Source organism: Mycobacterium canetti CIPT 140010059 (assembly GCF_000253375.1).
In the GTDB taxonomy this organism is placed as follows: Bacteria; Actinomycetota; Actinomycetes; order Mycobacteriales; family Mycobacteriaceae; genus Mycobacterium; species Mycobacterium tuberculosis.
Window position 1 is genome coordinate 4,283,918 of sequence record NC_015848.1, and the last position, 22,642, is coordinate 4,306,559.

Sequence of the window (22,642 nt, forward strand, 5' to 3'; positions counted from 1 at the left end):
TGATTACCTGGCGGTGAGCGCGAGCCGCCTGACCAGGGCCGTGAAGCACAGCGGCGCCAGCAGCCAGGTCAGCTGCATGGCCGCTGTCACCGGGTGACCACGAAACCAGAACATCACCGGGTTGAACCACAGGTCGTCGACGTAGGACCAGGTCCCGGCGAGGATCGCCGACAACTCCACGGCCAGGGCCGTGAGCTGTCCCCAGAGCACCTGGACGGTCAGGCCGAGGGCGCCCGCGGGCTCGCCCGTGAGCGCTCGCGCCAGCAGCCAGCCCATGGTCAGGAGAGCACCATCCCACACGGAGTGGGCGAGCAGGAACACCACGGTGGGGAGCGGGAGCGGCGTGGCCCACTCGATGATCGGGGTGTTGGTCCAAGCGCTGAGCCCGAACACCGGCAGCTCCCAGACCAGACCGATGAGCGTGCCGAGCAACAGCATCCGCGCGAGCTCGGGTCGAGTCCTTCGAGCGCGCAGCATGAGCACCACGACCGCGAGCGCGACGAGCAGGTCGGCTACGTAGTAGCCATGGGCGAGGGGATCGTTATCCATAAGCGTGTTCTGTTGTATGCCACTAAGCATCGTATTTCCCTTCGCGAACCTTGGTGAGCAACAGTGACGAACAGTGACGGCGAGCTTCCCGCACCGATGGCTACGAACCCCGGGCAAGAACGCCGGCCACGCCACCGGCCGCTCCTTTCCGTTTGGTGTCCCGTGAACACACGACAGCGCACAGGATTACGGCCCAATCGGCGGTTAGGGCAGGGTCGACTCGTGTTGCACCCACTCGCCGGGCCACCCCGGCGCCACCAGCCGCCCACTCGATACCGCCACCGCCGTCTCGGCCAGCGACACCGTGGACAGCGCGAACTGGCGCTCGATCACGGTCACGACCGCGGCGATCACCGTCACCGCATAGGCGAACACCCCGACGGCCGCATCCGGCATCACCGGATCCGGATCCACCGCGCGCAACATGACGGTGAACACCGACCGAACCGCCTCGGCACGCTCGGCAAAGCGACGCAGCCAACCCCGCACCGTCTCGGCCGGGCGAGCCAAATCCGCGGCGATGCGGCGGAACCCGACCCGGCTCAAGGCCTTCTCCGCCGGCGCGGACACAGCTCCACCGGCCCGTGTCGGCCACGCGAAATATGCTTCTACGGTGACCGCTGCGCCTCCGAGCGCGAACAGACGGCCCTCCCGTAACACTCCGGCAAGAGACGACGGGAGGGCCGTCGCCGCGGCCGGAGTGCCTCGGATTCGGCTGCACGATGCTCGCCATACCTGAGGCACCACAATGCACCTGCAAGGCTTCCCGCCGCGGTGATCGCAGCCTGGCTCGGCCACGCCGATGTGGCGTTCACGATGCGGACGTATGTGCGCTCGCAGCCCGACATGCTGGCCGACGGCGCGCAGAGTTTGGCACGAGTTGTGACAATCCGTGACAGCTTTCCCGGCGCCTGATACCAACGGAACGCGTTTTCGCTGGTAGAAAGCGCGCCCGAAGAGATTCGAACTCCCAACCTTCTGATCCGTAGTCAGATGCTCTATCCGTTGAGCTACGGGCGCTTGTCTTCAGTTGTGTCCCCTAAAGGACTGCGGAGGCGAGAGGATTTGAACCTCCGGTCCCCTTGAAGGGGGACAACTCATTAGCAGTGAGCCCCATTCGGCCGCTCTGGCACGCCTCCATGGACTTCCCGAGAGTACCCGGACTCCCCGAGCCGCCGGAGGCCTAGCGTACACAGCCGCCACATATGCTGTCGACGTGACCGCCCGCCTGCGACCCGAGCTGGCTGGGCTGCCGGTTTATGTGCCCGGCAAAACGGTGCCGGGCGCCATCAAGCTGGCCAGCAACGAAACCGTGTTCGGCCCGCTGCCCAGCGTCCGTGCCGCCATCGACCGGGCTACCGACACGGTCAACCGCTACCCCGACAACGGCTGCGTGCAGCTCAAGGCCGCGCTGGCCCGGCATCTTGGCCCGGACTTCGCTCCCGAGCACGTCGCCGTCGGTTGCGGCTCGGTCAGCCTCTGCCAGCAACTCGTTCAGGTCACCGCCTCGGTTGGTGACGAAGTGGTCTTCGGCTGGCGCAGCTTTGAGCTCTATCCACCACAGGTCCGGGTCGCCGGCGCTATCCCCATCCAGGTGCCGTTGACCGACCACACGTTCGACCTCTACGCCATGCTCGCCGCGGTCACCGACCGCACCCGGCTGATCTTCGTGTGCAACCCCAACAATCCGACCTCCACCGTCGTCGGTCCGGACGCGCTGGCCCGCTTCGTCGAGGCGGTTCCGGCGCACATCCTGATCGCCATCGACGAGGCGTATGTGGAGTACATCCGGGACGGCATGCGGCCCGACAGCTTGGGCCTGGTTCGCGCACACAACAATGTCGTTGTGCTGCGTACGTTTTCGAAAGCGTACGGCCTGGCGGGGTTGCGGATCGGCTACGCGATCGGCCACCCCGACGTCATAACCGCGCTGGACAAGGTCTACGTGCCATTTACCGTGTCGAGTATCGGGCAGGCCGCGGCCATCGCGTCCCTGGACGCCGCCGACGAGCTGCTGGCCCGTACCGACACCGTGGTTGCCGAGCGCGCCCGCGTCAGCGCCGAGTTGCGTGCTGCCGGGTTCACGCTGCCGCCATCGCAGGCCAACTTTGTCTGGCTTCCGCTGGGATCCCGCACCCAAGACTTCGTGGAGCAGGCCGCCGATGCACGCATCGTGGTCCGCCCGTACGGCACGGATGGCGTTCGGGTCACCGTCGCCGCACCAGAGGAGAACGCCGCGTTCCTGCGGTTCGCCCGCCGCTGGCGGAGCGACCAATGAGCGTGGCCCGTAAGAAAATTCGACGCCCACGCTCGAGCGTCACGGCTATCTGGCCGGGTTGCGGCCGGTGAACGCAATCAGCCGCTCCAGCGCCCCGCCATCTTCCGGCACGTCGACCGGTTCATTGAAACCGGCCACACTACGTTCCTCCGGCTTGATGAGCTTTCGTGCCAGCTCTAGGACGTATTCGGCCAACGAATCGGCAGCCTTCAGCTCACTCCCGACGGCGACCGCGTAATCCCAGGCGTGCACCAGAAATTCGACCGAGAAGACCGAGACGGCAACCTTGGCCGACATCGAGCCGGGACCCAACGATACGTCTCCTTCCAGACCGTGACGGTGCCAGGCGTCCAGGGCCGAACGGGCGGCGACGCTCACCAGGCGCTCCACAGAGTCAATGTCCGCACGCAGTGAGAATTCCGCGCCGACCATGCCGCCGAGGACCATGATTGAGTTGAGCAAATGCTCGGTTAGTTTTTTCACGTCGTACCCCGGGCACGGTGTCTGCTTGGCCTTGTCCTGGCGGCCGATGGTGTACAGCACTTGCTGCAGCACCTGCAGCGCGGCTTCCGCGCACGCCAGCTCGTCGGTCGGTGGGGAATCTGGTCCGGGTCGCGATTCAGGCGGCATACTGGCCACGCTACGGTCTGGGCATGGGCGAAACCTACGAATCCGTCACCGTCGAAACCAAGGACCAGGTCGCGCAGGTGACGCTGATCGGACCGGGCAAGGGCAACGCGATGGGGCCCGCATTCTGGTCGGAGATGCCCGAGGTGTTCCATGCCCTGGACGCCGACCGTGAGGTGCGGGCCATCGTCATCACCGGATCGGGCAAGAACTTCAGCTACGGCCTGGACGTACCGGCCATGGGCGGAATGTTCGCCCCGTTGATCGCCGACGGCGCGCTGGCCCGCCCACGCACGGACTTCCACACCGAAATACTGCGCATGCAGAAGGCGATCAACGCCGTCGCCGACTGCCGCACCCCCACGATCGCGGCCGTCCAGGGTTGGTGCATCGGCGGCGCCGTCGACCTGATCTCCGCGGTCGACATCCGGTATGCCAGCGCCGACGCGAAGTTCTCGGTGCGCGAGGTCAAGCTAGCGATTGTTGCCGACATGGGCAGCCTGGCGCGCCTTCCACTAATCCTGAGCGACGGCCATCTACGAGAACTCGCGCTGACCGGCAAAAACATCGACGCGGCCCGCGCCGAGAAGATCGGCCTGGTCAACGACGTCTACGATGACGCCGACCAGACGCTGGCCGCGGCCCACGCGACTGCCGCCGAGATCGCCGCCAACCCACCTTTGGCGGTCTACGGCATCAAGGACGTTCTCGACCAACAACGCACGTCCGCCGTCTCGGAGAACCTGCGCTATGTCGCCGCCTGGAACGCCGCGTTTCTGCCGTCCAAGGACCTCACCGAAGGTATTTCCGCGACGTTCGCCAAGCGCCCGCCCCAGTTCACCGGCGAGTAGACCCGGCGACCATGCGCGCTGGCGACGGCAAGATCCGTGTCCCGGCCGACCTAGACGCCGTCACGGCAACCGGCGAAGAGGACCACTCCGAAATCGACGGTGCGGCCGTCGACCGGATCTGGCGGGCCGCACGCCATTGGTATCGGGCCGGTATGCATCCCGCGATCCAGTTGTGCATTCGGCACCATGGGCGGGTCGTGCTCAACCGCGCGATCGGGCACGGCTGGGGCAACGCCCCCACCGATGAGGCCGATGCCGAGAAAATCCCGGTGACGACTGACACCCCGTTCTGCGTGTACTCGGCGGCCAAGGCGATCACGGCGACCGTCGTACACATGCTCGTCGAGCGCGGACACTTCGCGCTCGACGACCGCGTCTGCGAGTACCTGCCCTCCTACACCAGTCATGGCAAGCACCGCACCACGATCCGGCACGTGCTGACCCACAGCGCAGGCGTCCCGTTTCCCACCGGGCCCCGACCCGACGTCAGACGCGCGGACGACCATGAATACGCGGTGGAAAGGCTCGGCGAACTACGGCCGCTATGTCGGCCCGGACTGGTACACATCTACCACGCGCTGACCTGGGGTCCGCTGATGCGTGAGATCGTCTACGCGGCCACCGGCAAGGAAATCCGCGAGATCCTGGCCGCCGAGATTCTCGACCCGCTGGGCTTTCGGTGGACCAACTTCGGCGTCGCCGAGCGCGATGTGCCGCTGGTCGCGCCCAGTCACGCCACCGGGCGGCCGCTGCCGCCGGTGATCGCCGCGGTGTTCCGCAAGGCGATCGGCGGAACCGTGCACGAGATCATCCCCTATACGAACGCCCCGTTCTTCCTCAGCACCATCCTCCCGTCGTCCAACACCGTGTCAACGGCCAACGAGCTGTCCCGCTTTATGGAAATCCTGCGCCGCGGTGGTGAACTCGACGGTGTTCGGATACTGAGTCCCGAGACGCTGCGCGGCGCGGTGACGGAATGCCGGCGCTTGCGACCGGACTTCGCCACCGGGCTGATGCCGCTTCGCTGGGGCACCGGGTTCATGCTGGGGTCCGCCAGGTACGGGCCGTTCGGGCGCAACGCGCCGGCGGCATTCGGCCATCTCGGTCTGGTCAACATTGCGGTTTGGGCCGACCCCGAGCGAGCCCTGTCGGCCGGTTTGATCAGTAGCGGCAAACCCGGTAGGGACCCCGAGGCTGGGCGCTACGGCGCCCTGCTGAACGCCATTACCGCCGAAATACCACGGGTATCGTCGGGCTGATCTGCCCCACAAGCACGCCACGCCGCCCTAACCGAGCCGGACGGCTTTGTCGTTGCGCTGGGTGGTGCCGGGTGCGGCGTTGCTGGTGGTGAGGGTGAAAAGCGCGCGCGTGATTTCGGTGCCACCCCGTAGTGACGCACAACTCAATGTCGGGCCATTCAGGTAGGCGCGCCGCCGTACGCGCGCATTATCAACGAGTCAACGCGGTCGGTGCAGGCCTGCTATACTCGAACATGTGTTCGAGATATTGTTGTCGGACCCGGCGGAGCTGCGCGATGCCGACGATGCCGCGCTGCTTGCCGCAATCGAGGACTGCGCGCGCGCCGAGGCGGCCGCCGGCGCCCGCCGCCTGTCAGCGATCGCCGAACTCACCAGCCGGCGCACCGGCGATGACCAGCGGGCCGACTGGGCGTGCGACGGCTGGGACTGCGCGGCCGCCGAGGTGGCCGCCGCACTGACCGTAAGCCACCGTAAGGCCTCCGGGCAGATGCATCTGAGCCTCAGCCTAAACCGGCTGCCCCAGGTGGCGGCGTTGTTTTTGGCCGGGCAGCTCAGCGCGCGGCTGGTGTCGATCATCGCCTGGCGCACCTACCTGGTTCGCGACCCCGAAGCGCTGAGTCTGCTCGATGCCGCCCTGGCCAAACACGCCACAGCGTGGGGTCCGCTGTCGGCCCCCAAACTGGAGAAGGCTATCGACTCCTGGATTGATCGGTACGATCCCGCCGCACTGCGACGCACCCGTATCTCGGCCCGCAGCCGCGACCTGTGCATCGGTGATCCCGACGAAGATGCCGGCACCGCCGCACTATGGGGCCGGTTGTTTGCCACCGACGCCGCCATGCTGGATCGGCGCCTCACCCAGCTGGCCCACGGCGTCTGCGACGACGATCCCCGAACCATCGCCCAGCGGCGCGCCGATGCGCTGGGCGCGCTGGCCGCCGGCGCTGATCGGCTTACCTGCGGCTGCGGTAATCCCGACTGCCCATCCAGTGCCGGCAACCACCGGCAGGCAACCGGTGTGGTCATCCACGTCGTCGCCGACGCGGCAGCACTAGACGCTGCACCTGACCCACACCTATCCGGCCCGGAACCCGCGTTGGCACCCGAAGCACCCGCCACCCCGGCGGTCAAGCCGCCGGCCGCGCTGATCAGCGGCGGGGGCGTGGTGCCCGCGCCACTGCTGGCCGAGCTGATCCGCGGTGGGGCCGCCCTCAGCCGCGTGCGCCATCCCGGCGATCTGCGATCGGAGCCGCACTACCGGCCGTCGGCCAAGCTGGCCGAATTCGTCCGGATCCGAGACATGACCTGTCGATTCCCCGGCTGCGACCAGCCCGCCGAATTCTGCGACATCGACCACACGCTGCCCTACCCACTCGGGCCCACCCACCCGTCCAACCTGAAATGCCTCTGCCGCAAACATCACCTTCTCAAGACCTTCTGGACCGGCTGGCGTGATGTGCAACTGCCCGACGGCACCATCATCTGGACCGCGCCCAACGGCCACACCTACACCACTCATCCCGGCAGCCGAATCTTCTTACCTAGCTGGCACACCACCACCGCCGAACTACCCCCAACACCATCCCCACCAGCCATTGGTCCCACTCACACCCTGCCGATGCCGCGACGGCACCGGACCCGAGCGGCCGAGCTGGCCCACCGCATCAGACGCGAACGCGCGCACGTCACCCAACGCAACAAGCCACCCCCAAGCGGCGGGGATACAGCGGTGGCGGAGGGATTTGAACCCCCGGACGGTTTCAGCCGTCTCTCGCTTTCAAGGCGAGTGCATTAGGCCGCTCTGCCACGCCACCGCTGATAAGGGTAACGAGCCGGTAGCGTCAGCATCATGCGTGCCATCGTCGCCGAATCCTCAGATCGACTGGTATGGCAGGAAGTCCCCGACGTGTCGGCTGGGCCGGGCGAAGTGCTCATCAGGGTTGCCGCTTCCGGTGTCAACCGCGCCGACGTGCTACAGGCCGCCGGCAAATATCCGCCACCCCCGGGCGCCAGCGACATCATCGGCATGGAGGTGAGCGGCATCGTCGCTGCGGTCGGTCCCGGGGTTACCGAATGGTCTGCCGGACAAGAGGTTTGCGCCTTGCTTGCCGGCGGCGGCTATGCCGAATGCGTTGCCGTTCCGGCCGACCAGGTGCTGCCGATTCCGCCGAGCGTCGACGTGGTCGACTCTGCCGCCCTGCCGGAGGTGGCGTGCACGGTGTGGTCGAACCTGGTGATGACCGCTCATCTGAGCCCGGGTCAACTGGTGTTGATTCACGGCGGGGCCAGCGGCATCGGCAGCCACGCGATCCAGGTGGCCCGCGCCCTGGCAGCACGGGTGGCGATCACCGCCGGCTCACCGGAGAAACTGGAGCTCTGTCGCGACCTGGGCGCCCAAATCACCATCAACTACCGCGAAGAGGATTTCGTCGCGCGGCTGAAGAAAGAGACCGACGGTACCGGCGCCGACGTCATCCTCGACATCATGGGCGCGTCCTACCTGGGCCGCAATATCGACGCGCTGGCCACCGACGGGCAACTGATCGTCATTGGCATGCAGGGCGGGGTGAAGGCCGAGCTCAACCTGGGCAAGCTGCTCACCAAGCGGGCGCGCGTCATCGGTACCACGCTGCGGGCCCGGCCGGTCAGCGGCCCGCACGGCAAGGCGGCCATCGCCCAGGCGGTGGCGGCCTCGGTCTGGCCGATGATCGCCACGAACCGGGTCCGGCCCGTCATCGGCACCCGGCTGCCCATCCAACAGGCGGCACAAGCGCATGAACTGATGTTGTCGGGCAAGACGTTCGGAAAGATTCTGCTGACGGTATAGGCGAACCTCGCGGCCGGATCAACCTAGCGACGCCAGCGCGCGCACCAGCTGGTCGACTTCGGCCATCGTCGAGTAATGCGCCAGCCCGACGGTGACCGCGCCGCCGACGTCGTTGACGCCCAGCACGTCGAGCACGCGTGAGCCGGTGTTGGCGATCGCGAGAATTCCGTTGTCCGCCAGCCGCTGCACCACGCGGTCGGCCGGCACCTTGTGGACCGCGAAGCTGACCACCGGTATCTGTGCTTCCGGGCGACCGATCAGCATCACCAATGGCAGCGAGCGCAACGACACCATCAGATAGTCGAAGACCCGGTTCAGGTACGCGTCGGCAGATTGCATCGACACCGCTAGTCGTTCGCGTCTGCTGCCGCGAGCCGACTCGTCGAGCGCCGCCAGGTACTCAATGCTGGCGACCACACCAGCCAGCAAACCAAACTGGTGCACGCCGATCTCCAGGCGCGCCGGCCCAGTGGCATACGGATTGGTCGAAACCGATCCGAAGGAATTCATCACTGACGGGTCACGGAAAACCATCGCCCCAATCGGCGGACCGCCCCAGGCATGCGCATTCACCGTCACCACGTCGGCGTCGGTTTCTCTGATATCGAGCAACCGATACGGCGCGGCCGCGGAATGGTCGACCACCACCAGTGCCCCCACGTCGTGCACCAGTTTGGTCATCGCCCGCAGATCGGTGACCCCACCCAGCGTTCCGGATGCGGAGTTGACGGCGACCAGCCTGGTTGACTTGCTGATCAGGCTCTCCCACTGCCACGTCGGCAGCTCGCCGGTCTCGATGTCGACCTCGGCCCACTTAATCTTGGCGCCGTAGCGGTGCGCCGCCCGCAGCCACGGAGCGATGTTGGCCTCATCGTCAAGACGACTGACGATCACTTCGTATCCCAGCCCGGCGCGTGAGGACGACGCTTCGGCCAGCAACGACAGCAGCACCGCCCGGTCGGCGCCCAGCACCACGCCGCCCGGGTCTGCGTTGACCAGATCGGCCACCGCTTCACGGGCGGCGTCGAGTACCGCCGCGCTACGCCGCGCCGACGGGTGAGCACCCACTGTGCTAGCGCCCGACCGGCGGAAGGCCGTCGACACGGTGGTCGCGACGGAATCGGGAATCAGCATTCCGGCCGGTGCATCGAAGTGCACCCATCCGTCACCCAGCGATGGGTGCAATCCGCGCACCCGGGCGACGTCGTATGCCATGCCAGCCACCTTAGAACTCGGGTGTCCTAGACGTCCCAGCCCGCCCGGGCTTCCCTGAGCCATGTCACCCGGCCAGCCATACTAATCGAGTGGGCTTGTGGTTCGGTACGCTAATCGCTTTGATTTTGCTGATAGCGCCGGGGGCAATGGTTGCTCGCATCGCCCAGCTGAGGTGGCCGGTCGCCATCGCGGTTGGCCCGGCGCTGACATACGGCGTGGTGGCACTCGCGATCATCCCCTATGGCGCGCTAGGAATTCCCTGGAACGGTTGGACCGCGCTGGCCGCCTTGGCGGTGACGTGCGCTGTAGCGACCGGTTTGCAGCTACTGCTTGCCCGTTTTCGGGACCTCGACGCCGAGGCACTTGCGATTAGCCGCTGGCCCGCGGTTACGGTCGCCGCCGGGGTGCTGCTGGGCGCCCTGTTGATCGGATGGGCCGCATATCGCGGCATACCGCATTGGCAGTCCATCCCCAGCACCTGGGACGCGGTCTGGCACGCCAACACCGTACGTTTCATCCTGGACACCGGCCAGGCGTCCTCGACTCACATGGGCGAGCTTCGCAACGTCGAGACCCATGCCCCGTTGTACTACCCGTCGGTGTTCCACGGGCTGGTCGCGGTGTTCTGCCAGTTAACCGGCGCGGCACCCACCACCGGCTACACGCTGAGCTCGCTGGCCGCCTCGGTCTGGCTGTTTCCGGTCAGTGCAGCCGTTCTCACCTGGCGCGCGGTGCGCTCACACCCGGGCGCGCTGTGGTCGGCCTCCTGCGCCTCGGCAGAGTGGCGCGCTGCCGGAGCGGCGGGCACCGCCGCGGCACTCTCGGCGTCGTTCACCGCGGTGCCCTACGTCGAGTTCGATACCGCCGCTATGCCCAACCTGGCGGCCTACGGCATCGCGGTGCCGACGATGGTGCTGATCACCTCGACATTGCGGCACCGCGACCGCATCCCGGTGGCCGTGCTAGCGCTGGTCGGCGTCTTCTCACTGCACATCACCGGCGGTATCGTCGTCGCGCTGTTGGTGTCGGCCTGGTGGCTTTTCGAGGCACTGCGGCATCCTGTGCGATCAAGGCTGGCCGACCTGTTGACGCTGGCCGGCGTGGCAGCGATGGCCGGGTTGGTCATGTTGCCGCAGTTCTTGAGCGTCAGGCAGCAGGAAGACATCATCGCCGGACACGCTTTTCCCACCTATCTCAGCAAGAAGCGTGGGCTGTTCGACGCTGTTTTCCAGCACTCCCGCCATCTCAACGACTTCCCGGTCCAGTACGCGCTCATTGTGTTGGCCGCCATCGGCGGGCTCATTCTGCTGGTCAAGAAGATCTGGTGGCCGCTGGCGGTTTGGCTGCTGTTGATTGTGATGAACGTCGACGCGGGAACACCGTTGGGCGGACCTATCGGAGGGGTGGCCGGCGCACTCGGCGAGTTCTTCTATCACGATCCGCGCCGCATCGCGGCGGCCACAACCCTGCTGTTGATGCTGATGGCAGGTGTGGCGCTGTTCGCGACAGTCATGTTGCTAGTGGCCGCGGCGAAACGACTGACCGACCGTTTCAGACCCCAGCCGGTGTCCGTCTGGGCATCGGCGACCGCGACACTACTGATCGGAGCCACTCTGGTCAGTGCGTGGCATTACTTTCCCCGGCACCGATTTCTGTTCGGCGACAAGTACGACTCGGTGATGATCGACCAGAAAGATCTCGACGCCATGGCATACCTGGCGAGTTTGCCCGGCGCACGCGACACGTTGATTGGCAACGCCAACACGGACGGCACCGCGTGGATGTATGCCGTGGCCGGCCTACACCCGCTGTGGACCCACTACGACTACCCGCTGCAACAGGGCCCGGGCTATCACCGGTTCATCTTCTGGGCCTATGGCCGCAACGGGGAGAGCGATCCTCGGGTACTCGAGGCCATCCAAGTCCTCCGTATCCGCTATATCCTGACCAGCACTCCGACGGTGCGGGGGTTTGCCGTGCCGGACGGACTAGTGTCGTTAGAGACATCGAGGTCGTGGGCGAAGATCTACGACAACGGCGAGGCCCGAATCTACGAATGGCGCGGCACTGGCGCAGCAACACACTCCTAGAAGGTGCGTAAGAGGATGGTGATTGGATTGAGTACCGGCAGCGACGACGACGACGTCGAGGTCATCGGCGGCGTCGACCCGCGGCTGATAGCGGTGCAGGAGAACGACTCCGACGAGTCGTCGCTGACCGACCTGGTCGAGCAGCCCGCCAAGGTGATGCGCATCGGCACCATGATCAAGCAACTGCTCGAGGAGGTCCGCGCCGCCCCACTCGACGAAGCCAGCCGCAATCGACTACGCGATATCCACGCCACCAGCATCCGCGAACTCGAAGATGGTCTGGCGCCGGAACTGCGCGAGGAGCTCGACCGGCTTACCCTGCCGTTCAACGAGGACGCCGTGCCCTCGGACGCCGAGTTGCGCATTGCCCAGGCACAGCTGGTCGGCTGGCTGGAAGGGCTGTTCCACGGCATCCAAACCGCGCTATTTGCTCAGCAAATGGCGGCGCGCGCGCAGCTGCAACAAATGCGCCAGGGTGCGCTGCCGCCCGGGGTCGGCAAGTCGGGCCAGCACGGCCACGGCACCGGACAATACCTGTAAGCCGTGTCGGATCCGCACCATCCCCATATCCAGACGCACAACGCGTGGGTGGAGTTCCCTATCTTCGACGCCAAGTCACGTTCGCTGAAGAAGGCGGTCCTAGGTAAAGCGGGCGGCACCATCGGGTGCAACAACTCCAACGTCGTCGTCATCGAAGCGTTGCGCGACATCACCATGGAGCTGAACCTGGGTGACCGGGTCGGTCTGGTCGGACACAACGGAGCCGGCAAATCGACGCTGCTACGCCTGCTTTCGGGCATCTACGAGCCCACCCGCGGCTGGGCGAAGGTCACCGGCCGGGTGGCGCCGGTCTTCGATCTGGGCATCGGCATGGACCCCGAGATCTCCGGCTACGAGAACATCATCATCCGTGGGCTGTTTCTGGGACAGACCCGCAAACAGATGCAGGCGAAAGTGGATGAGATCGCCGAATTCACCGAATTGGGCGAGTACCTTTCGATGCCGCTGCGCACCTATTCCACCGGGATGCGAGTCCGCCTGGCGATGGGCGTGGTCACCAGCATCGACCCAGAGATCCTGTTGCTCGACGAAGGCATCGGCGCCGTGGACGCCGACTTCCTGAGGAAGGCCCAGTCCCGGCTGCAGAATTTGGTCGAACGTTCCGGGATCCTGGTTTTCGCAAGCCATTCCAACGAGTTTTTGGCTCGACTATGCAAGACCGCGATATGGATTGACCATGGCGTCATCAGGCTCGCCGGTGGTATCGAAGAGGTGGTACGGGCCTACGAAGGTGAAGACGCCGCCCGGCACGTGCGCGAAGTACTGGCCGAGACCCAGGCCGACAGACAGAACGTCCAGGGATGACTGAATCCGTCTTCGCCGTCGTGGTAACCCACCGGCGCCCCGACGAGCTGGCCAAGTCGCTGGATGTGCTGACCACCCAGACCCGGTTACCGGACCACCTGATCGTGGTCGATAACGATTGTTCCGGCGACGGCCGGGTCCGTGATCTTGTCGCGGGACAACCGATCGCCACCACGTATTTGGGGTCACGCCGAAACCTGGGCGGCGCGGGCGGATTCGCGCTGGGCATGCTGCACGCGCTGGCACAGGGCGCCGATTGGGTGTGGCTGGCCGACGACGACGGGCACGCGCAAGACGCTAGGGTGCTGGCAACCCTGCTGGCGTGCGCCCAGAAGCACGACCTCGCCGAGGTGTCACCGATGGTGTGCAACATAGACGACCCGACGCGGCTGGCGTTTCCGTTGCGGCGTGGCCTGGTATGGCGCAGGCGCGCAAGTGAATTGCGCACCGAGGCGGGCCAAGAGCTGCTGCCTGGGATCGCATCACTGTTCAACGGCGCACTGTTTCGGGCATCCACCCTAGCGGCGATCGGCGTGCCTGACCTGCGGCTGTTCATCCGCGGCGACGAGGTGGAGATGCACCGCCGGCTGGTCCGGTCCGGTCTGCCGTTCGGAACCTGTCTGGACGCGGTCTACCTGCACCCCTGCGGATCAGACGAATTCAAGCCGATCCTTTGTGGCCGCATGCACGCCCAATATCCCGACGATCCCGGGAAGCGGTTTTTCACCTACCGCAACCGTGGCTATGTATTGTCGCAACCCGGCCTGCGCAAACTATTGGCCCAGGAATGGCTGCGGTTCGGCTGGTTCTTCCTGGTGACCCGCCGCGACCCTAAAGGCCTGTGGGAGTGGATTCGGTTGCGCCGCCTGGGCCGTCGGGAGAAGTTTGGCAAGCCTGGAGGATCTGCATGACATTCATGGATGCTCAAGCTAGCTTCCAGACACAGTCGCGGACACTGGCCCGCGTCCGAGGCGATCTGGTCGACGGGTTCCGCCGCCACGAGCTGTGGCTGCACCTGGGCTGGCAGGACATCAAGCAGCGGTACCGCCGCTCGGTGCTGGGGCCGTTCTGGATCACCATCGCCACCGGAACGACCGCCGTCGCGATGGGCGGCCTGTATTCCAAGCTGTTTCGGCTCGAGCTGTCTGAGCACCTGCCCTACGTCACGCTCGGGCTGATCGTCTGGAACCTGATCAACGCCGCCATCCTGGACGGCGCAGAGGTTTTCGTCGCCAACGAAGGTCTGATCAAACAGCTGCCGGCACCGTTGAGCGTGCACGTCTATCGGTTGGTGTGGCGGCAGATGATCTTTTTCGCCCACAACATCGTCATCTACTTCGTCATCGCGATCATCTTTCCTAAGCCATGGTCGTGGGCGGATCTGTCGTTTCTTCCGGCGCTGGCGCTCATTTTCCTCAATTGCGTTTGGGTGTCACTGTGTTTTGGCATCCTGGCGACCCGCTACCGCGACATCGGCCCGCTGCTGTTCTCCGTTGTGCAGTTGTTGTTCTTCATGACGCCGATCATCTGGAACGACGAGACCCTGCGTCGGCAGGGCGCGGGCCGCTGGTCGAGCATCGTCGAGCTCAACCCGCTGCTGCACTATCTGGACATCGTGCGGGCGCCACTGTTGGGCGCTCACCAGGAGCTGCGGCACTGGCTGGTGGTGCTGGTGTTGACCGTCGTCGGCTGGATGCTGGCGGTGTTCGCGATGCGACAGTATCGCGCGCGGGTGCCCTACTGGGTGTAGGGACTATTCCGGCGGCTATAGCCGACCGGCTTCTTTCACGCGGCTTGCGCGTGACGGGCCGCCGTTGATCTCAAGATCGGCTGGCAACGGCCGCGTACCAGCGGCAGCATGGATTAGGTTCACCGTTTGCCGATGAGGCTCAGAGGGCGGGACGGATGGAAATACTTGTCACCGGGGGCGCGGGCTTCCAGGGAAGCCATCTGACCGAGTCACTGCTGGCCAATGGGCATTGGGTCACTGTCCTCGACAAGTCTTCGAGGAATGCGGTTCGTAACATGCAGGGATTTCGTTCGCATGACCGCGCCGCGTTCATATCCGGTTCGGTAACCGACGGCCAGACGATCGACCGCGCGGTGCGGGACCATCACGTCGTATTTCACCTGGCCGCGCATGTCAACGTGGACCAGTCCTTGGGCGACCCGGAGAGCTTTCTCGAAACCAATGTCATGGGAACCTACCGCGTCCTGGAAGCCGTCCGGCGCTATAGGAACCGCTTGATATACGTATCGACGTGCGAAGTCTACGGCGACGGACACAATCTCAAGGAAGGCGAACGACTTGACGAACACACGGAGCTGAAGCCGAACAGTCCATATGGCGCTTCCAAGGCGGCGGCCGACCGCTTGTGCTACTCGTACTTTCGCTCCTACGGACTCGACGTCACGATCGTCCGTCCGTTCAACATCTTCGGCGTCCGCCAAAAGGCTGGGCGATTCGGCGCGCTGATTCCGCGGCTGGTCCGCCAGGGCATCAACGGTGAAGGCCTGACAATCTTCGGCGCAGGTAGCGCAACCCGGGATTACCTGTATGTCAGTGACATCGTGGGCGCGTACAACCTGGTATTACGAACTCCAACCCTGCGTGGTCAGGCCATCAATTTTGCCAGCGGGAAAGATACCCGGGTGAGGGACATCGTCGAGTATGTTGCGGACAAGTTCGGTGCCAGGATCGAGCACCGCGACGCTCGCCCCGGAGAGGTCCAGCGCTTTCCCGCTGACATTTCGCTTGCCAAAAGCATCGGGTTCCAGCCGCAAGTCGAAATTTGGGACGGCATCGATCGCTATATCAATTGGGCCAAGGATCAGCCCCAATACCCATATGAGCAGGACGGGTTTAGCGGTTCCAGCGTTCTCTAATACACCCGTCGCCGCCATCGTCTGCCGGTAAAGTGGGCCGAAATGGCGCGGAACTACCAGCTGGAAGGATTACCTCCCATTCAATGGTGACCGTAGCACGCCGACCGGTGTGCCCGGTGACGCTGACACCGGGTGACCCGGCGCTGGCGTCGGTGCGCGACCTGGTCGACGCGTGGAGCGCGCATGATGCGCTGGCAGAGCTGGTCACGATGTTCGGCGGCGCGTTTCCGCGGACGGACCATCTGGAAGCGCGGCTGGCGAGCCTGGACAAGTTCAGCACGGCATGGGACTACCGGGCGCGCGCACGTGCAGCACGAGCGCTCCACGGCGAACCGGTACGGTGCCAGGACTCCGGCGGTGGGGCGCGATGGCTGATCCCCCGCCTGGACTTGCCGGCCAAGAAGCGGGACGCGATCGTCGGGTTGGCGCAGCAGCTGGGGCTCACCTTGGAATCGACCCCGCAGGGAACAACCTTCGACCACGTTCTAGTCATCGGCACCGGACGTCATTCCAACCTGATCCGGGCCCGCTGGGCCCGGGAATTGGCAAAGGGCCGCCAGGTCGGTCACATCGTGCTCGCCGCCGCATCGCGTCGATTGCTGCCCTCCGAGGATGACGCGGTCGCGGTCTGTGCGCCGGGCGCACGCACCGAATTCGAGCTATTAGCGGCCGCGGCAAGGGACGCATTCGGCCTGGACGTCCACCCAGCGGTGCGGTATGTGCGCCAGCGGGACGACAACCCGCACCGGGACAGCATGGTGTGGCGCTTCGCCGCCGACACCAATGACCTAGGCGTTCCGATCACCCTGCTGGAGGCGCCATCGCCGGAGCCCGACAGCAGCCGCGCCACCTCGGCCGACACCTTCACGTTTACCGCACACACGCTGGGTATGCAGGACTCAACGTGTCTGTTGGTGACCGGGCAACCGTTCGTGCCCTACCAGAACTTCGACGCACTGCGAACTCTGGCGCTGCCCTTCGGGATACGGGTGGAGACAGTGGGCTTCGGCATCGACCGCTACGACGGGCTGGGTGAGTTGGACCAACAACACCCTGCCAAGCTGCTGCAGGAGGTCCGCTCGACGATCCGGGCGGCCCGAGCCCTGCTGGAACGGATCGAGGCCGGCGACCGCATGGCTACCGATCCTCGGCGGTGATGGTGCATGGCGTGGCCGGCGGGTAGCTGCCCGATACGGCTCGCAACCGTCCCGGTGGCGGCCACGGCCGTAGTCCCATGTTGGCTAGGTACCGCACCGGATTGACATGCCCGTCCTGTGTGCGGACCTCGAAATGCAGATAACCATCTGCCGATTCGCCTTGCGCACCGATGGTGCCCAGTTGCGCTCCCGCGGCGATTCGATCACCAAGGACAAGGCGGCCCTCGTCCCCGGGCCGAAATACATAGACAACGTCGAGCTCGCAGCGTGCGATCGTCAGCGACACCAGGCCATCGACCTCGTCGATCGCGCTGACGGCCCCGGAAGCGACCGCGTAGACGGGTGTTCCCGGATCGGTGGCGAAGTCGACACCGGGATGGAAACCACCCGCGTGCGGACCGTACCCGCGGCCGATCGCGCGCCGCTCCCGGTCGATCGGCAGCCGCCCGCCCGGCTCGAGCGGATCGAAGTCGCCGCGGATGCGCCGCCGGTAGTCGGCTTTGAGCAGGTCGACCTCGTCGAGTGCGTAGCCAAACAACAAAGATCGGTCGTAGGCCACCCCGAAGTTGAACCGATAGTCCGGATCGAGCCGCAGATAGTGCTCCACCCTCAAGATCCGTTCCGCCAGCGTCGACCAGCCGCTATGCACCAGCCGAACCCCCGGAAGCTGTCCGATGCGACCGTGATCGGTGATGTTGGCCGGCCAATGCGGGTTGTGCATCAGCTTGCCGCCTGCCCGCAGACCCGGGTACCAGCGCCACAACGGTCCACGTAGCGCTTCGGCGGTTCCCATCACCGGAATCAGGTCGGGATACTCCGGATCATCCCAGCGTGACACCATCGGACACATCAGCGCCACGATGTCGTCCGGTGTGCGGGCTAACACCGCCCGAAGATCGATGTCGGTCTCGACCAACCAATCGGCATCGACCATCATCACCCAGTCCGGGCGGCAGAAGTCCGCCATCCGATACAGCAGTTCCAGCCCGGCGGACTCAGGAATCAGCCATGGCGTGGGCGGCAGATCTGGTCGGGCCCGCACCACGTTCGTCACCGCAGGATGGTTCGCCAGGATCTCGGCGGTGTCATCGGTGCTGCGGTCGTCGATCACGTAGATGTCGTCGCTGAACACGGCCAACGAGTCCAACGTTGCGGCTAGTGTCCGCCCGGCGTTGTGCGCACGCGTCATCGCCAGAATCCGCATGCCGCCTCTCTATCACCCCAGAACACAGGTCCAGTAGTTGGGTCTGTCCGCCAATCCAGCGGGAAGGGCGGGCGCCGCGGGCAGATCGTGGGCGGCCAGCAGCTGCGCGGTGGTGGTCCCCACCGAGCGCCATCCGTGGTTGTCCAGGTAGCCGGACACCTCGTGGCGGGGGCCGGCATAGTTCAGTGCCCAGATGTCCAGATGAAAGCCATGCTCTCGCCAGCCTCGGGTCGCGGTGCGGATCATCTCTTCCACCCGAGCGGAATCCCGATCCGCAGAACCGAGGAAGGCCTCGAGGGCCAGCCGGCTCCCGGGCGCGCTCAAGTCGGTGACGTGGTCCAGCAGACGATTCTGCGCGTCCGGGGGAAGGTATCCGAACAAACCCTCGGCGATCCACGCGGCCGGCTTGGCCGCATCGAAGCCGCCGCGGCGCAGCGCATCGGGCCAATCGTGACGCAGGTCGGCCGGCACCATCCGCAGATCCGCGGTCGGCTGGGCACCCAAGCCGGCGAGCGTTTGAGCCTTGAACTCGAGCACCCGAGGCTGATCGACCTCGAACACCGTCGTATCCGCCGGCCATGGCAGCCGGTACCCGCGTGCGTCGAGCCCCGACGCCAGGATCACCGCTTGCCGAACGCCGGCGGCGGCCGCGTCCAAAAAGAACTGATCGAAGTAGCGGGTGCGCACCACCAACTCGGTCGTCATTCGCTGCAAGCCCCAGGCCGCGTCGGGGTCGTCCACATCGGCAGCATCCAGTTCTCCGGTTGCCCATCGGGTGAGGAACTCGACACCCACGGCACGAACCAACGGTTCGGCGAACGGGTCGTCGATGAGGGGCTGGGCCGCCCTGGCCGCCCTGGCCCTTCCCGCGGCGACCAGCGTGGCGGTCGCGCCGACACCGGTGGCTAGGTCCCAGCTATCGTCGTCGGTACGCGCCACGGATCCATCTTCGGCCCGGTCCGGCCGCCAACGCTCCGCTGTCGACCCGAACAACCGGTTACAACTGCGTGACGAATATCGATGACGGCTGCACCTTAAGGGTGTAACACTGAAGCGCCACGAATCCGATTTATCGCCCTGTGGTGATCGGTGAAACGGCACCCACAGCACGCTATTAGGTAAACAGCTATCCGGGCGCAGGCGACAACGCAGTCACCGAAGCGCCGCGAAAGGTCGGCGGACGTGAGCGAGAAAGTCGAGTCAAAGGGGCTAGCGGATGCGGCACGCGATCACCTCGCGGCTGAGTTGGCCCGGCTGCGGCAGCGACGCGATCGGCTGGAGGTCGAGGTCAAGAACGACCGGGGCATGATCGGCGATCACGGCGACGCGGCCGAGGCAATACAACGTGCCGACGAACTGGCCATCCTCGGTGACCGGATCAATGAACTGGACCGGCGGCTGCGCACCGGGCCCACCCCCTGGAGCGGGTCGGAAACGCTGCCCGGCGGCACCGAGGTCACCTTGCGGTTCCCTGACGGTGAAGTCGTCACGATGCATGTAATCTCCGTCGTCGAAGAGACGCCGGTGGGCCGAGAAGCCGAAACCCTGACGGCGCGCAGCCCACTAGGTCAAGCCCTGGCCGGTCACCAACCCGGCGACACGGTGACCTACTCGACCCCGCAGGGTCCTAATCAGGTCCAGCTGCTTGCTGTCAAGCTGCCCTCATAATTCGCACACCGCACCAGGCTCGCCGCCCCCATTAGACTTCCCCCGATGATCCGATCGGAGTCTGGTGCCGCGCCGCCACGCCAACACCTGCACCTGTCGGCACAGGTAATGCGGTTCGTTGTCACCGGCGGCCTCGCTGGGATAGTTGACTTTGGCCTCTACGTCGTGCTGTACAAGGTGGCGGGCCTACAGGTCGACCTGTCCAAGGCCATCAGCTTCATCGTCGGCACCATCACCGCGTACCTGATCAACCGCCGGTGGACATTCCAGGCCGAGCCCAGCACGGCCCGATTCGTCGCGGTCATGCTCCTCTACGGAATCACCTTCGCCGTGCAGGTCGGACTCAACCACCTCTGCCTCGCACTCTTGCACTACCGGGCGTGGGCCATCCCCGTCGCGTTTGTGATCGCGCAGGGCACCGCCACGGTAGTCAACTTCATCGTGCAGCGAGCCGTGATCTTCCGGATCCGCTGAGCCGGTCAGGGTCGAATCGGGCGGGTACCCTCTTTGACGATGTTGAGCGTGGGAGCTACCACTACCGCCACCCGGCTGACCGGGTGGGGCCGCACAGCGCCGTCGGTGGCGAATGTGCTTCGCACCCCAGATGCCGAGATGATCGTCAAGGCGGTGGCTCGGGTCGCCGAGTCGGGGGGCGGCCGGGGTGCAATCGCGCGCGGGCTGGGCCGCTCCTATGGGGACAACGCCCAAAACGGCGGTGGGTTGGTGATCGACATGACGCCGCTGAACACTATCCACTCCATTGACGCCGACACCAAGCTGGTCGACGTCGACGCCGGGGTCAACCTCGACCAACTGATGAAAGCCGCCCTGCCGTTCGGGCTGTGGGTCCCGGTGCTGCCGGGAACCCGGCAGGTCACCGTCGGCGGGGCGATCGCCTGCGATATCCACGGCAAGAACCATCACAGCGCTGGCAGCTTCGGTAACCACGTGCGCAGCATGGACCTGCTGACCGCCGACGGCGAGATCCGTCATCTCACTCCGACCGGCGAGGACGCCGAACTGTTCTGGGCCACCGTCGGGGGCAACGGTCTCACCGGCATCATCATGCGGGCCACCATCGAGATGACGCCCACTTCGACGGCGTACTTCATCGCCGACGGCGACGTCACCGCCAGCCTCGACGAGACCATCGCCCTGCACAGCGACGGCAGCGAAGCGCGCTACACCTATTCCAGTGCCTGGTTCGACGCGATCAGCGCTCCCCCGAAGCTGGGCCGCGCGGCGGTATCGCGTGGCCGCCTGGCCACCGTCGAGCAATTGCCTGCGAAACTGCGGAGCGAACCTTTGAAATTCGATGCGCCACAGCTACTTACGTTGCCCGACGTGTTTCCCAACGGGCTGGCCAACAAATATACCTTCGGCCCGATCGGCGAACTGTGGTACCGCAAATCCGGCACCTATCGCGGCAAGGTCCAGAACCTCACGCAGTTCTACCATCCGCTGGACATGTTCGGCGAATGGAACCGCGCCTACGGCCCAGCGGGCTTCCTGCAATATCAGTTCGTGATCCCCACAGAGGCGGTTGATGAGTTCAAGAAGATCATCGGCGTTATTCAAGCCTCGGGTCACTACTCGTTTCTCAACGTGTTCAAGCTGTTCGGCCCCGGCAACCAGGCGCCGCTCAGCTTCCCCATCCCGGGCTGGAACATCTGCGTCGACTTCCCCATCAAGGACGGGCTGGGGAAGTTCGTCAGCGAACTCGACCGCCGGGTACTGGAATTCGGCGGCCGGCTCTACACCGCCAAAGACTCCCGTACCACCGCCGAAACCTTTCATGCCATGTATCCGCGCGTCGACGAATGGATCTCCGTGCGCCGCAAGGTCGATCCGCTGCGCGTATTCGCCTCGGACATGGCCCGACGCTTGGAGCTGCTGTAGATGGTTCTTGATGCTGTAGGAAACCCCCAGACGGTGCTGCTGCTCGGTGGCACCTCCGAGATCGGGCTCGCCATCTGCGAGCGCTACCTGCACAATTCGGCGGCCCGCATCGTGCTGGCCTGCCTGCCCGACGACCCACGGCGGGAGGACGCGGCCGCTGCGATGAAGCAGGCCGGCGCGCGGTCGGTGGAGCTGATCGACTTTGACGCCCTGGATACCGACAGCCACCCGAAGATGATCGAGGCGGCCTTCTCCGGCGGTGATGTGGACGTGGCTATCGTCGCGTTCGGCTTGCTCGGCGACGCCGAAGAGCTGTGGCAGAACCAGCGCAAGGCGGTGCAGATCGCCGAAATCAACTACACCGCAGCGGTTTCGGTGGGCGTGCTGCTGGCTGAAAAGATGCGCGCTCAGGGCTTCGGTCAGATCATCGCGATGAGCTCGGCCGCCGGTGAGCGGGTGCGACGGGCGAACTTCGTCTACGGCTCCACCAAGGCCGGTCTGGACGGGTTTTACCTGGGGTTGTCAGAAGCGCTGCGCGAGTACGGTGTTCGTGTGCTGGTGATCCGGCCCGGCCAGGTGCGTACCCGGATGAGCGCGCACCTCAAGGAAGCTCCATTGACCGTCGACAAGGAGTACGTCGCCGACCTCGCGGTGACCGCGTCCGCAAAAGGTAAGGAATTGGTTTGGGCGCCAGCAGCGTTCCGCTACGTCATGATGGTGTTGCGTCACATCCCGCGGAGCATCTTCCGCAAGCTGCCCATCTGAGT

At 65.4% G+C, this 22,642-nt stretch carries 22 protein-coding genes, 3 tRNA genes and 1 pseudogene; 17 read left to right on the plus strand and 9 right to left on the minus strand.

Features of this window, described 5'->3' with window-relative positions:
* Positions 1 to 3 precede the first annotated feature (3 nt).
* Both MCAN_RS19915 and MCAN_RS19920 read right to left on the minus strand, forming a co-directional pair.
* Positions 4 to 579, minus strand: a complete 576-nt coding sequence (locus MCAN_RS19915; protein ID WP_014001940.1) for a hypothetical protein — start codon at positions 577 to 579, stop codon at positions 4 to 6.
* Between the two features lie 174 nt (positions 580 to 753).
* A complete protein-coding gene (locus tag MCAN_RS19920) occupies positions 754 to 1,119 on the minus strand; it encodes a hypothetical protein (protein ID WP_014001941.1) in 366 nt (121 codons plus the stop codon).
* A 204-nt stretch (positions 1,120 to 1,323) separates the two neighbouring features.
* Between MCAN_RS19920 and MCAN_RS24250 the strand changes: the two genes are divergently transcribed.
* Positions 1,324 to 1,464, plus strand: coding sequence for a hypothetical protein (locus tag MCAN_RS24250; RefSeq protein WP_321537228.1), 141 nt, complete (start codon positions 1,324 to 1,326; stop codon positions 1,462 to 1,464).
* A 32-nt stretch (positions 1,465 to 1,496) separates the two neighbouring features.
* Here the strand turns inward: MCAN_RS24250 and MCAN_RS19925 are convergent.
* Both MCAN_RS19925 and MCAN_RS19930 read right to left on the minus strand, forming a co-directional pair.
* Positions 1,497 to 1,569: transfer RNA gene (locus tag MCAN_RS19925), tRNA-Arg, on the minus strand.
* A gap of 30 nt (positions 1,570 to 1,599) precedes the next feature.
* Positions 1,600 to 1,688, minus strand: a tRNA-Ser gene (locus tag MCAN_RS19930).
* A 77-nt stretch (positions 1,689 to 1,765) separates the two neighbouring features.
* Here MCAN_RS19930 and hisC point away from each other — a divergent pair.
* On the plus strand, positions 1,766 to 2,827 hold the full coding sequence (gene hisC, locus MCAN_RS19935; protein ID WP_014001942.1) for a histidinol-phosphate transaminase: 1,062 nt from the start codon (positions 1,766 to 1,768) through the stop codon (positions 2,825 to 2,827).
* 45 nt (positions 2,828 to 2,872) lie between these two features.
* Here hisC and MCAN_RS19940 read toward each other — a convergent pair whose 3' ends face one another.
* Positions 2,873 to 3,457, minus strand: coding sequence for a TIGR03086 family metal-binding protein (locus MCAN_RS19940; protein ID WP_014001943.1), 585 nt, complete (start codon positions 3,455 to 3,457; stop codon positions 2,873 to 2,875).
* Positions 3,458 to 3,480: 23 nt separating this feature from the next.
* On the opposite strand from MCAN_RS19940, the gene MCAN_RS19945 reads away from it, so the two are divergent.
* The 3 genes and pseudogenes from MCAN_RS19945 to MCAN_RS22050 all read left to right on the plus strand — a co-directional run.
* Positions 3,481 to 4,305, plus strand: a complete 825-nt coding sequence (locus MCAN_RS19945) for a crotonase/enoyl-CoA hydratase family protein (protein ID WP_003420587.1) — start codon at positions 3,481 to 3,483, stop codon at positions 4,303 to 4,305.
* Positions 4,306 to 4,316: 11 nt separating this feature from the next.
* Positions 4,317 to 5,564 (plus strand): lipase LipE, encoded by a 1,248-nt coding sequence (lipE, locus tag MCAN_RS19950; RefSeq protein WP_014001944.1) that lies wholly within the window; start codon positions 4,317 to 4,319, stop codon positions 5,562 to 5,564.
* A gap of 235 nt (positions 5,565 to 5,799) precedes the next feature.
* Positions 5,800 to 6,804: pseudogene (locus MCAN_RS22050) on the plus strand (DUF222 domain-containing protein); the annotation flags it as partial.
* A gap of 487 nt (positions 6,805 to 7,291) precedes the next feature.
* Here the strand turns inward: MCAN_RS22050 and MCAN_RS19970 are convergent.
* A tRNA-Ser gene (locus MCAN_RS19970) sits at positions 7,292 to 7,378 on the minus strand.
* Between the two features lie 35 nt (positions 7,379 to 7,413).
* On the opposite strand from MCAN_RS19970, the gene MCAN_RS19975 reads away from it, so the two are divergent.
* On the plus strand, positions 7,414 to 8,391 hold the full coding sequence (locus MCAN_RS19975; protein WP_014001946.1) for an NAD(P)H-quinone oxidoreductase: 978 nt from the start codon (positions 7,414 to 7,416) through the stop codon (positions 8,389 to 8,391).
* Positions 8,392 to 8,409: 18 nt separating this feature from the next.
* On the opposite strand, the gene MCAN_RS19980 is transcribed toward MCAN_RS19975, so the two are convergent.
* Positions 8,410 to 9,606: a cysteine desulfurase-like protein gene (locus tag MCAN_RS19980; protein WP_014001947.1), complete on the minus strand. Its 1,197-nt coding sequence runs from the start codon at positions 9,604 to 9,606 to the stop codon at positions 8,410 to 8,412.
* A gap of 89 nt (positions 9,607 to 9,695) precedes the next feature.
* Here MCAN_RS19980 and MCAN_RS19985 point away from each other — a divergent pair, with 89 nt between their 5' ends.
* The 7 genes from MCAN_RS19985 (at position 9,696) to MCAN_RS20015 (ending at position 17,104) form a co-directional block, all read left to right on the plus strand.
* Entirely contained in the window at positions 9,696 to 11,696 is a 2,001-nt protein-coding gene (locus MCAN_RS19985) for a DUF6541 family protein (RefSeq protein ID WP_014001948.1), read from the plus strand.
* 3 nt (positions 11,697 to 11,699) lie between these two features.
* Positions 11,700 to 12,236: a proteasome activator protein Bpa gene (gene bpa, locus MCAN_RS19990; protein ID WP_003899690.1), complete on the plus strand. Its 537-nt coding sequence runs from the start codon at positions 11,700 to 11,702 to the stop codon at positions 12,234 to 12,236.
* Positions 12,237 to 12,239: 3 nt separating this feature from the next.
* Positions 12,240 to 13,061 carry a galactan export ABC transporter ATP-binding subunit Wzt/RfbE gene (gene wzt, locus MCAN_RS19995; RefSeq protein ID WP_014001949.1) on the plus strand — a complete coding sequence of 274 codons (822 nt, stop codon included), beginning with the start codon at positions 12,240 to 12,242 and terminating at the stop codon, positions 13,059 to 13,061.
* Entirely contained in the window at positions 13,058 to 13,972 is a 915-nt protein-coding gene (gene glfT1, locus MCAN_RS20000) for a galactofuranosyltransferase GlfT1 (RefSeq protein ID WP_014001950.1), read from the plus strand. Before wzt ends, glfT1 begins: the two co-directional genes overlap by 4 nt.
* Positions 13,969 to 14,811 (plus strand): galactan export ABC transporter permease subunit Wzm/RfbD, encoded by an 843-nt coding sequence (wzm, locus tag MCAN_RS20005; RefSeq protein ID WP_014001951.1) that lies wholly within the window; start codon positions 13,969 to 13,971, stop codon positions 14,809 to 14,811. Before glfT1 ends, wzm begins: the two co-directional genes overlap by 4 nt.
* Positions 14,812 to 14,966: 155 nt before the next feature.
* Positions 14,967 to 15,947, plus strand: a complete 981-nt coding sequence (locus MCAN_RS20010; protein ID WP_014001952.1) for an NAD-dependent epimerase/dehydratase family protein — start codon at positions 14,967 to 14,969, stop codon at positions 15,945 to 15,947.
* A gap of 83 nt (positions 15,948 to 16,030) precedes the next feature.
* The gene (locus MCAN_RS20015) at positions 16,031 to 17,104 is read left to right on the plus strand and encodes a hypothetical protein (RefSeq protein ID WP_014001953.1); all 1,074 of its coding nucleotides are present in this window, start codon (positions 16,031 to 16,033) and stop codon (positions 17,102 to 17,104) included.
* Here MCAN_RS20015 and MCAN_RS20020 read toward each other — a convergent pair.
* Positions 17,085 to 18,308, minus strand: coding sequence for a peptidoglycan DD-metalloendopeptidase family protein (locus MCAN_RS20020; RefSeq protein ID WP_014001954.1), 1,224 nt, complete (start codon positions 18,306 to 18,308; stop codon positions 17,085 to 17,087). The genes MCAN_RS20015 and MCAN_RS20020 overlap by 20 nt on opposite strands.
* 12 nt (positions 18,309 to 18,320) lie before the next feature.
* A complete protein-coding gene (locus tag MCAN_RS20025; protein WP_014001955.1) occupies positions 18,321 to 19,247 on the minus strand; it encodes an SAM-dependent methyltransferase in 927 nt (308 codons plus the stop codon).
* A gap of 243 nt (positions 19,248 to 19,490) precedes the next feature.
* Between MCAN_RS20025 and MCAN_RS20030 the strand changes: the two genes are divergently transcribed.
* From MCAN_RS20030 to MCAN_RS20045, 4 genes are all read left to right on the plus strand, one after another.
* Positions 19,491 to 19,976, plus strand: a complete 486-nt coding sequence (locus tag MCAN_RS20030; protein ID WP_003420624.1) for a GreA/GreB family elongation factor — start codon at positions 19,491 to 19,493, stop codon at positions 19,974 to 19,976.
* 108 nt (positions 19,977 to 20,084) lie between these two features.
* A complete protein-coding gene (locus tag MCAN_RS20035) occupies positions 20,085 to 20,450 on the plus strand; it encodes an arabinogalactan biosynthesis protein (protein WP_014001956.1) in 366 nt (121 codons plus the stop codon).
* 39 nt (positions 20,451 to 20,489) lie between these two features.
* Positions 20,490 to 21,875 (plus strand): decaprenylphospho-beta-D-ribofuranose 2-dehydrogenase DprE1, encoded by a 1,386-nt coding sequence (gene dprE1, locus MCAN_RS20040; protein WP_014001957.1) that lies wholly within the window; start codon positions 20,490 to 20,492, stop codon positions 21,873 to 21,875.
* Positions 21,876 to 22,640, plus strand: a complete 765-nt coding sequence (locus tag MCAN_RS20045; protein ID WP_014001958.1) for a decaprenylphospho-beta-D-erythro-pentofuranosid-2-ulose 2-reductase — start codon at positions 21,876 to 21,878, stop codon at positions 22,638 to 22,640.
* Positions 22,641 to 22,642: the final 2 nt, after the last annotated feature.

What these genes read in the sequence shown, in the direction of transcription:
- MCAN_RS19915 (WP_014001940.1), bottom strand. Translation starts at nt 579, where the DNA reads ATGCTTAGTGGCATACAACAGAACACGCTTATGGATAACGATCCCCTC.
- MCAN_RS19940 (WP_014001943.1), bottom strand. Translation starts at nt 3,457, where the DNA reads ATGCCGCCTGAATCGCGACCCGGACCAGATTCCCCACCGACCGACGAG.
- MCAN_RS19945 (WP_003420587.1), top strand. Translation starts at nt 3,481, where the DNA reads ATGGGCGAAACCTACGAATCCGTCACCGTCGAAACCAAGGACCAGGTC.
- lipE (WP_014001944.1), top strand. Translation starts at nt 4,317, where the DNA reads ATGCGCGCTGGCGACGGCAAGATCCGTGTCCCGGCCGACCTAGACGCC.
- MCAN_RS19975 (WP_014001946.1), top strand. Translation starts at nt 7,414, where the DNA reads ATGCGTGCCATCGTCGCCGAATCCTCAGATCGACTGGTATGGCAGGAA.
- MCAN_RS19980 (WP_014001947.1), bottom strand. Translation starts at nt 9,606, where the DNA reads ATGGCATACGACGTCGCCCGGGTGCGCGGATTGCACCCATCGCTGGGT.
- glfT1 (WP_014001950.1), top strand. Translation starts at nt 13,058, where the DNA reads ATGACTGAATCCGTCTTCGCCGTCGTGGTAACCCACCGGCGCCCCGAC.
- wzm (WP_014001951.1), top strand. Translation starts at nt 13,969, where the DNA reads ATGACATTCATGGATGCTCAAGCTAGCTTCCAGACACAGTCGCGGACA.
- MCAN_RS20010 (WP_014001952.1), top strand. Translation starts at nt 14,967, where the DNA reads ATGGAAATACTTGTCACCGGGGGCGCGGGCTTCCAGGGAAGCCATCTG.
- MCAN_RS20015 (WP_014001953.1), top strand. Translation starts at nt 16,031, where the DNA reads ATGGTGACCGTAGCACGCCGACCGGTGTGCCCGGTGACGCTGACACCG.
- MCAN_RS20020 (WP_014001954.1), bottom strand. Translation starts at nt 18,308, where the DNA reads ATGCGGATTCTGGCGATGACGCGTGCGCACAACGCCGGGCGGACACTA.
- MCAN_RS20035 (WP_014001956.1), top strand. Translation starts at nt 20,085, where the DNA reads ATGCGGTTCGTTGTCACCGGCGGCCTCGCTGGGATAGTTGACTTTGGC.
- dprE1 (WP_014001957.1), top strand. Translation starts at nt 20,490, where the DNA reads ATGTTGAGCGTGGGAGCTACCACTACCGCCACCCGGCTGACCGGGTGG.
- MCAN_RS20045 (WP_014001958.1), top strand. Translation starts at nt 21,876, where the DNA reads ATGGTTCTTGATGCTGTAGGAAACCCCCAGACGGTGCTGCTGCTCGGT.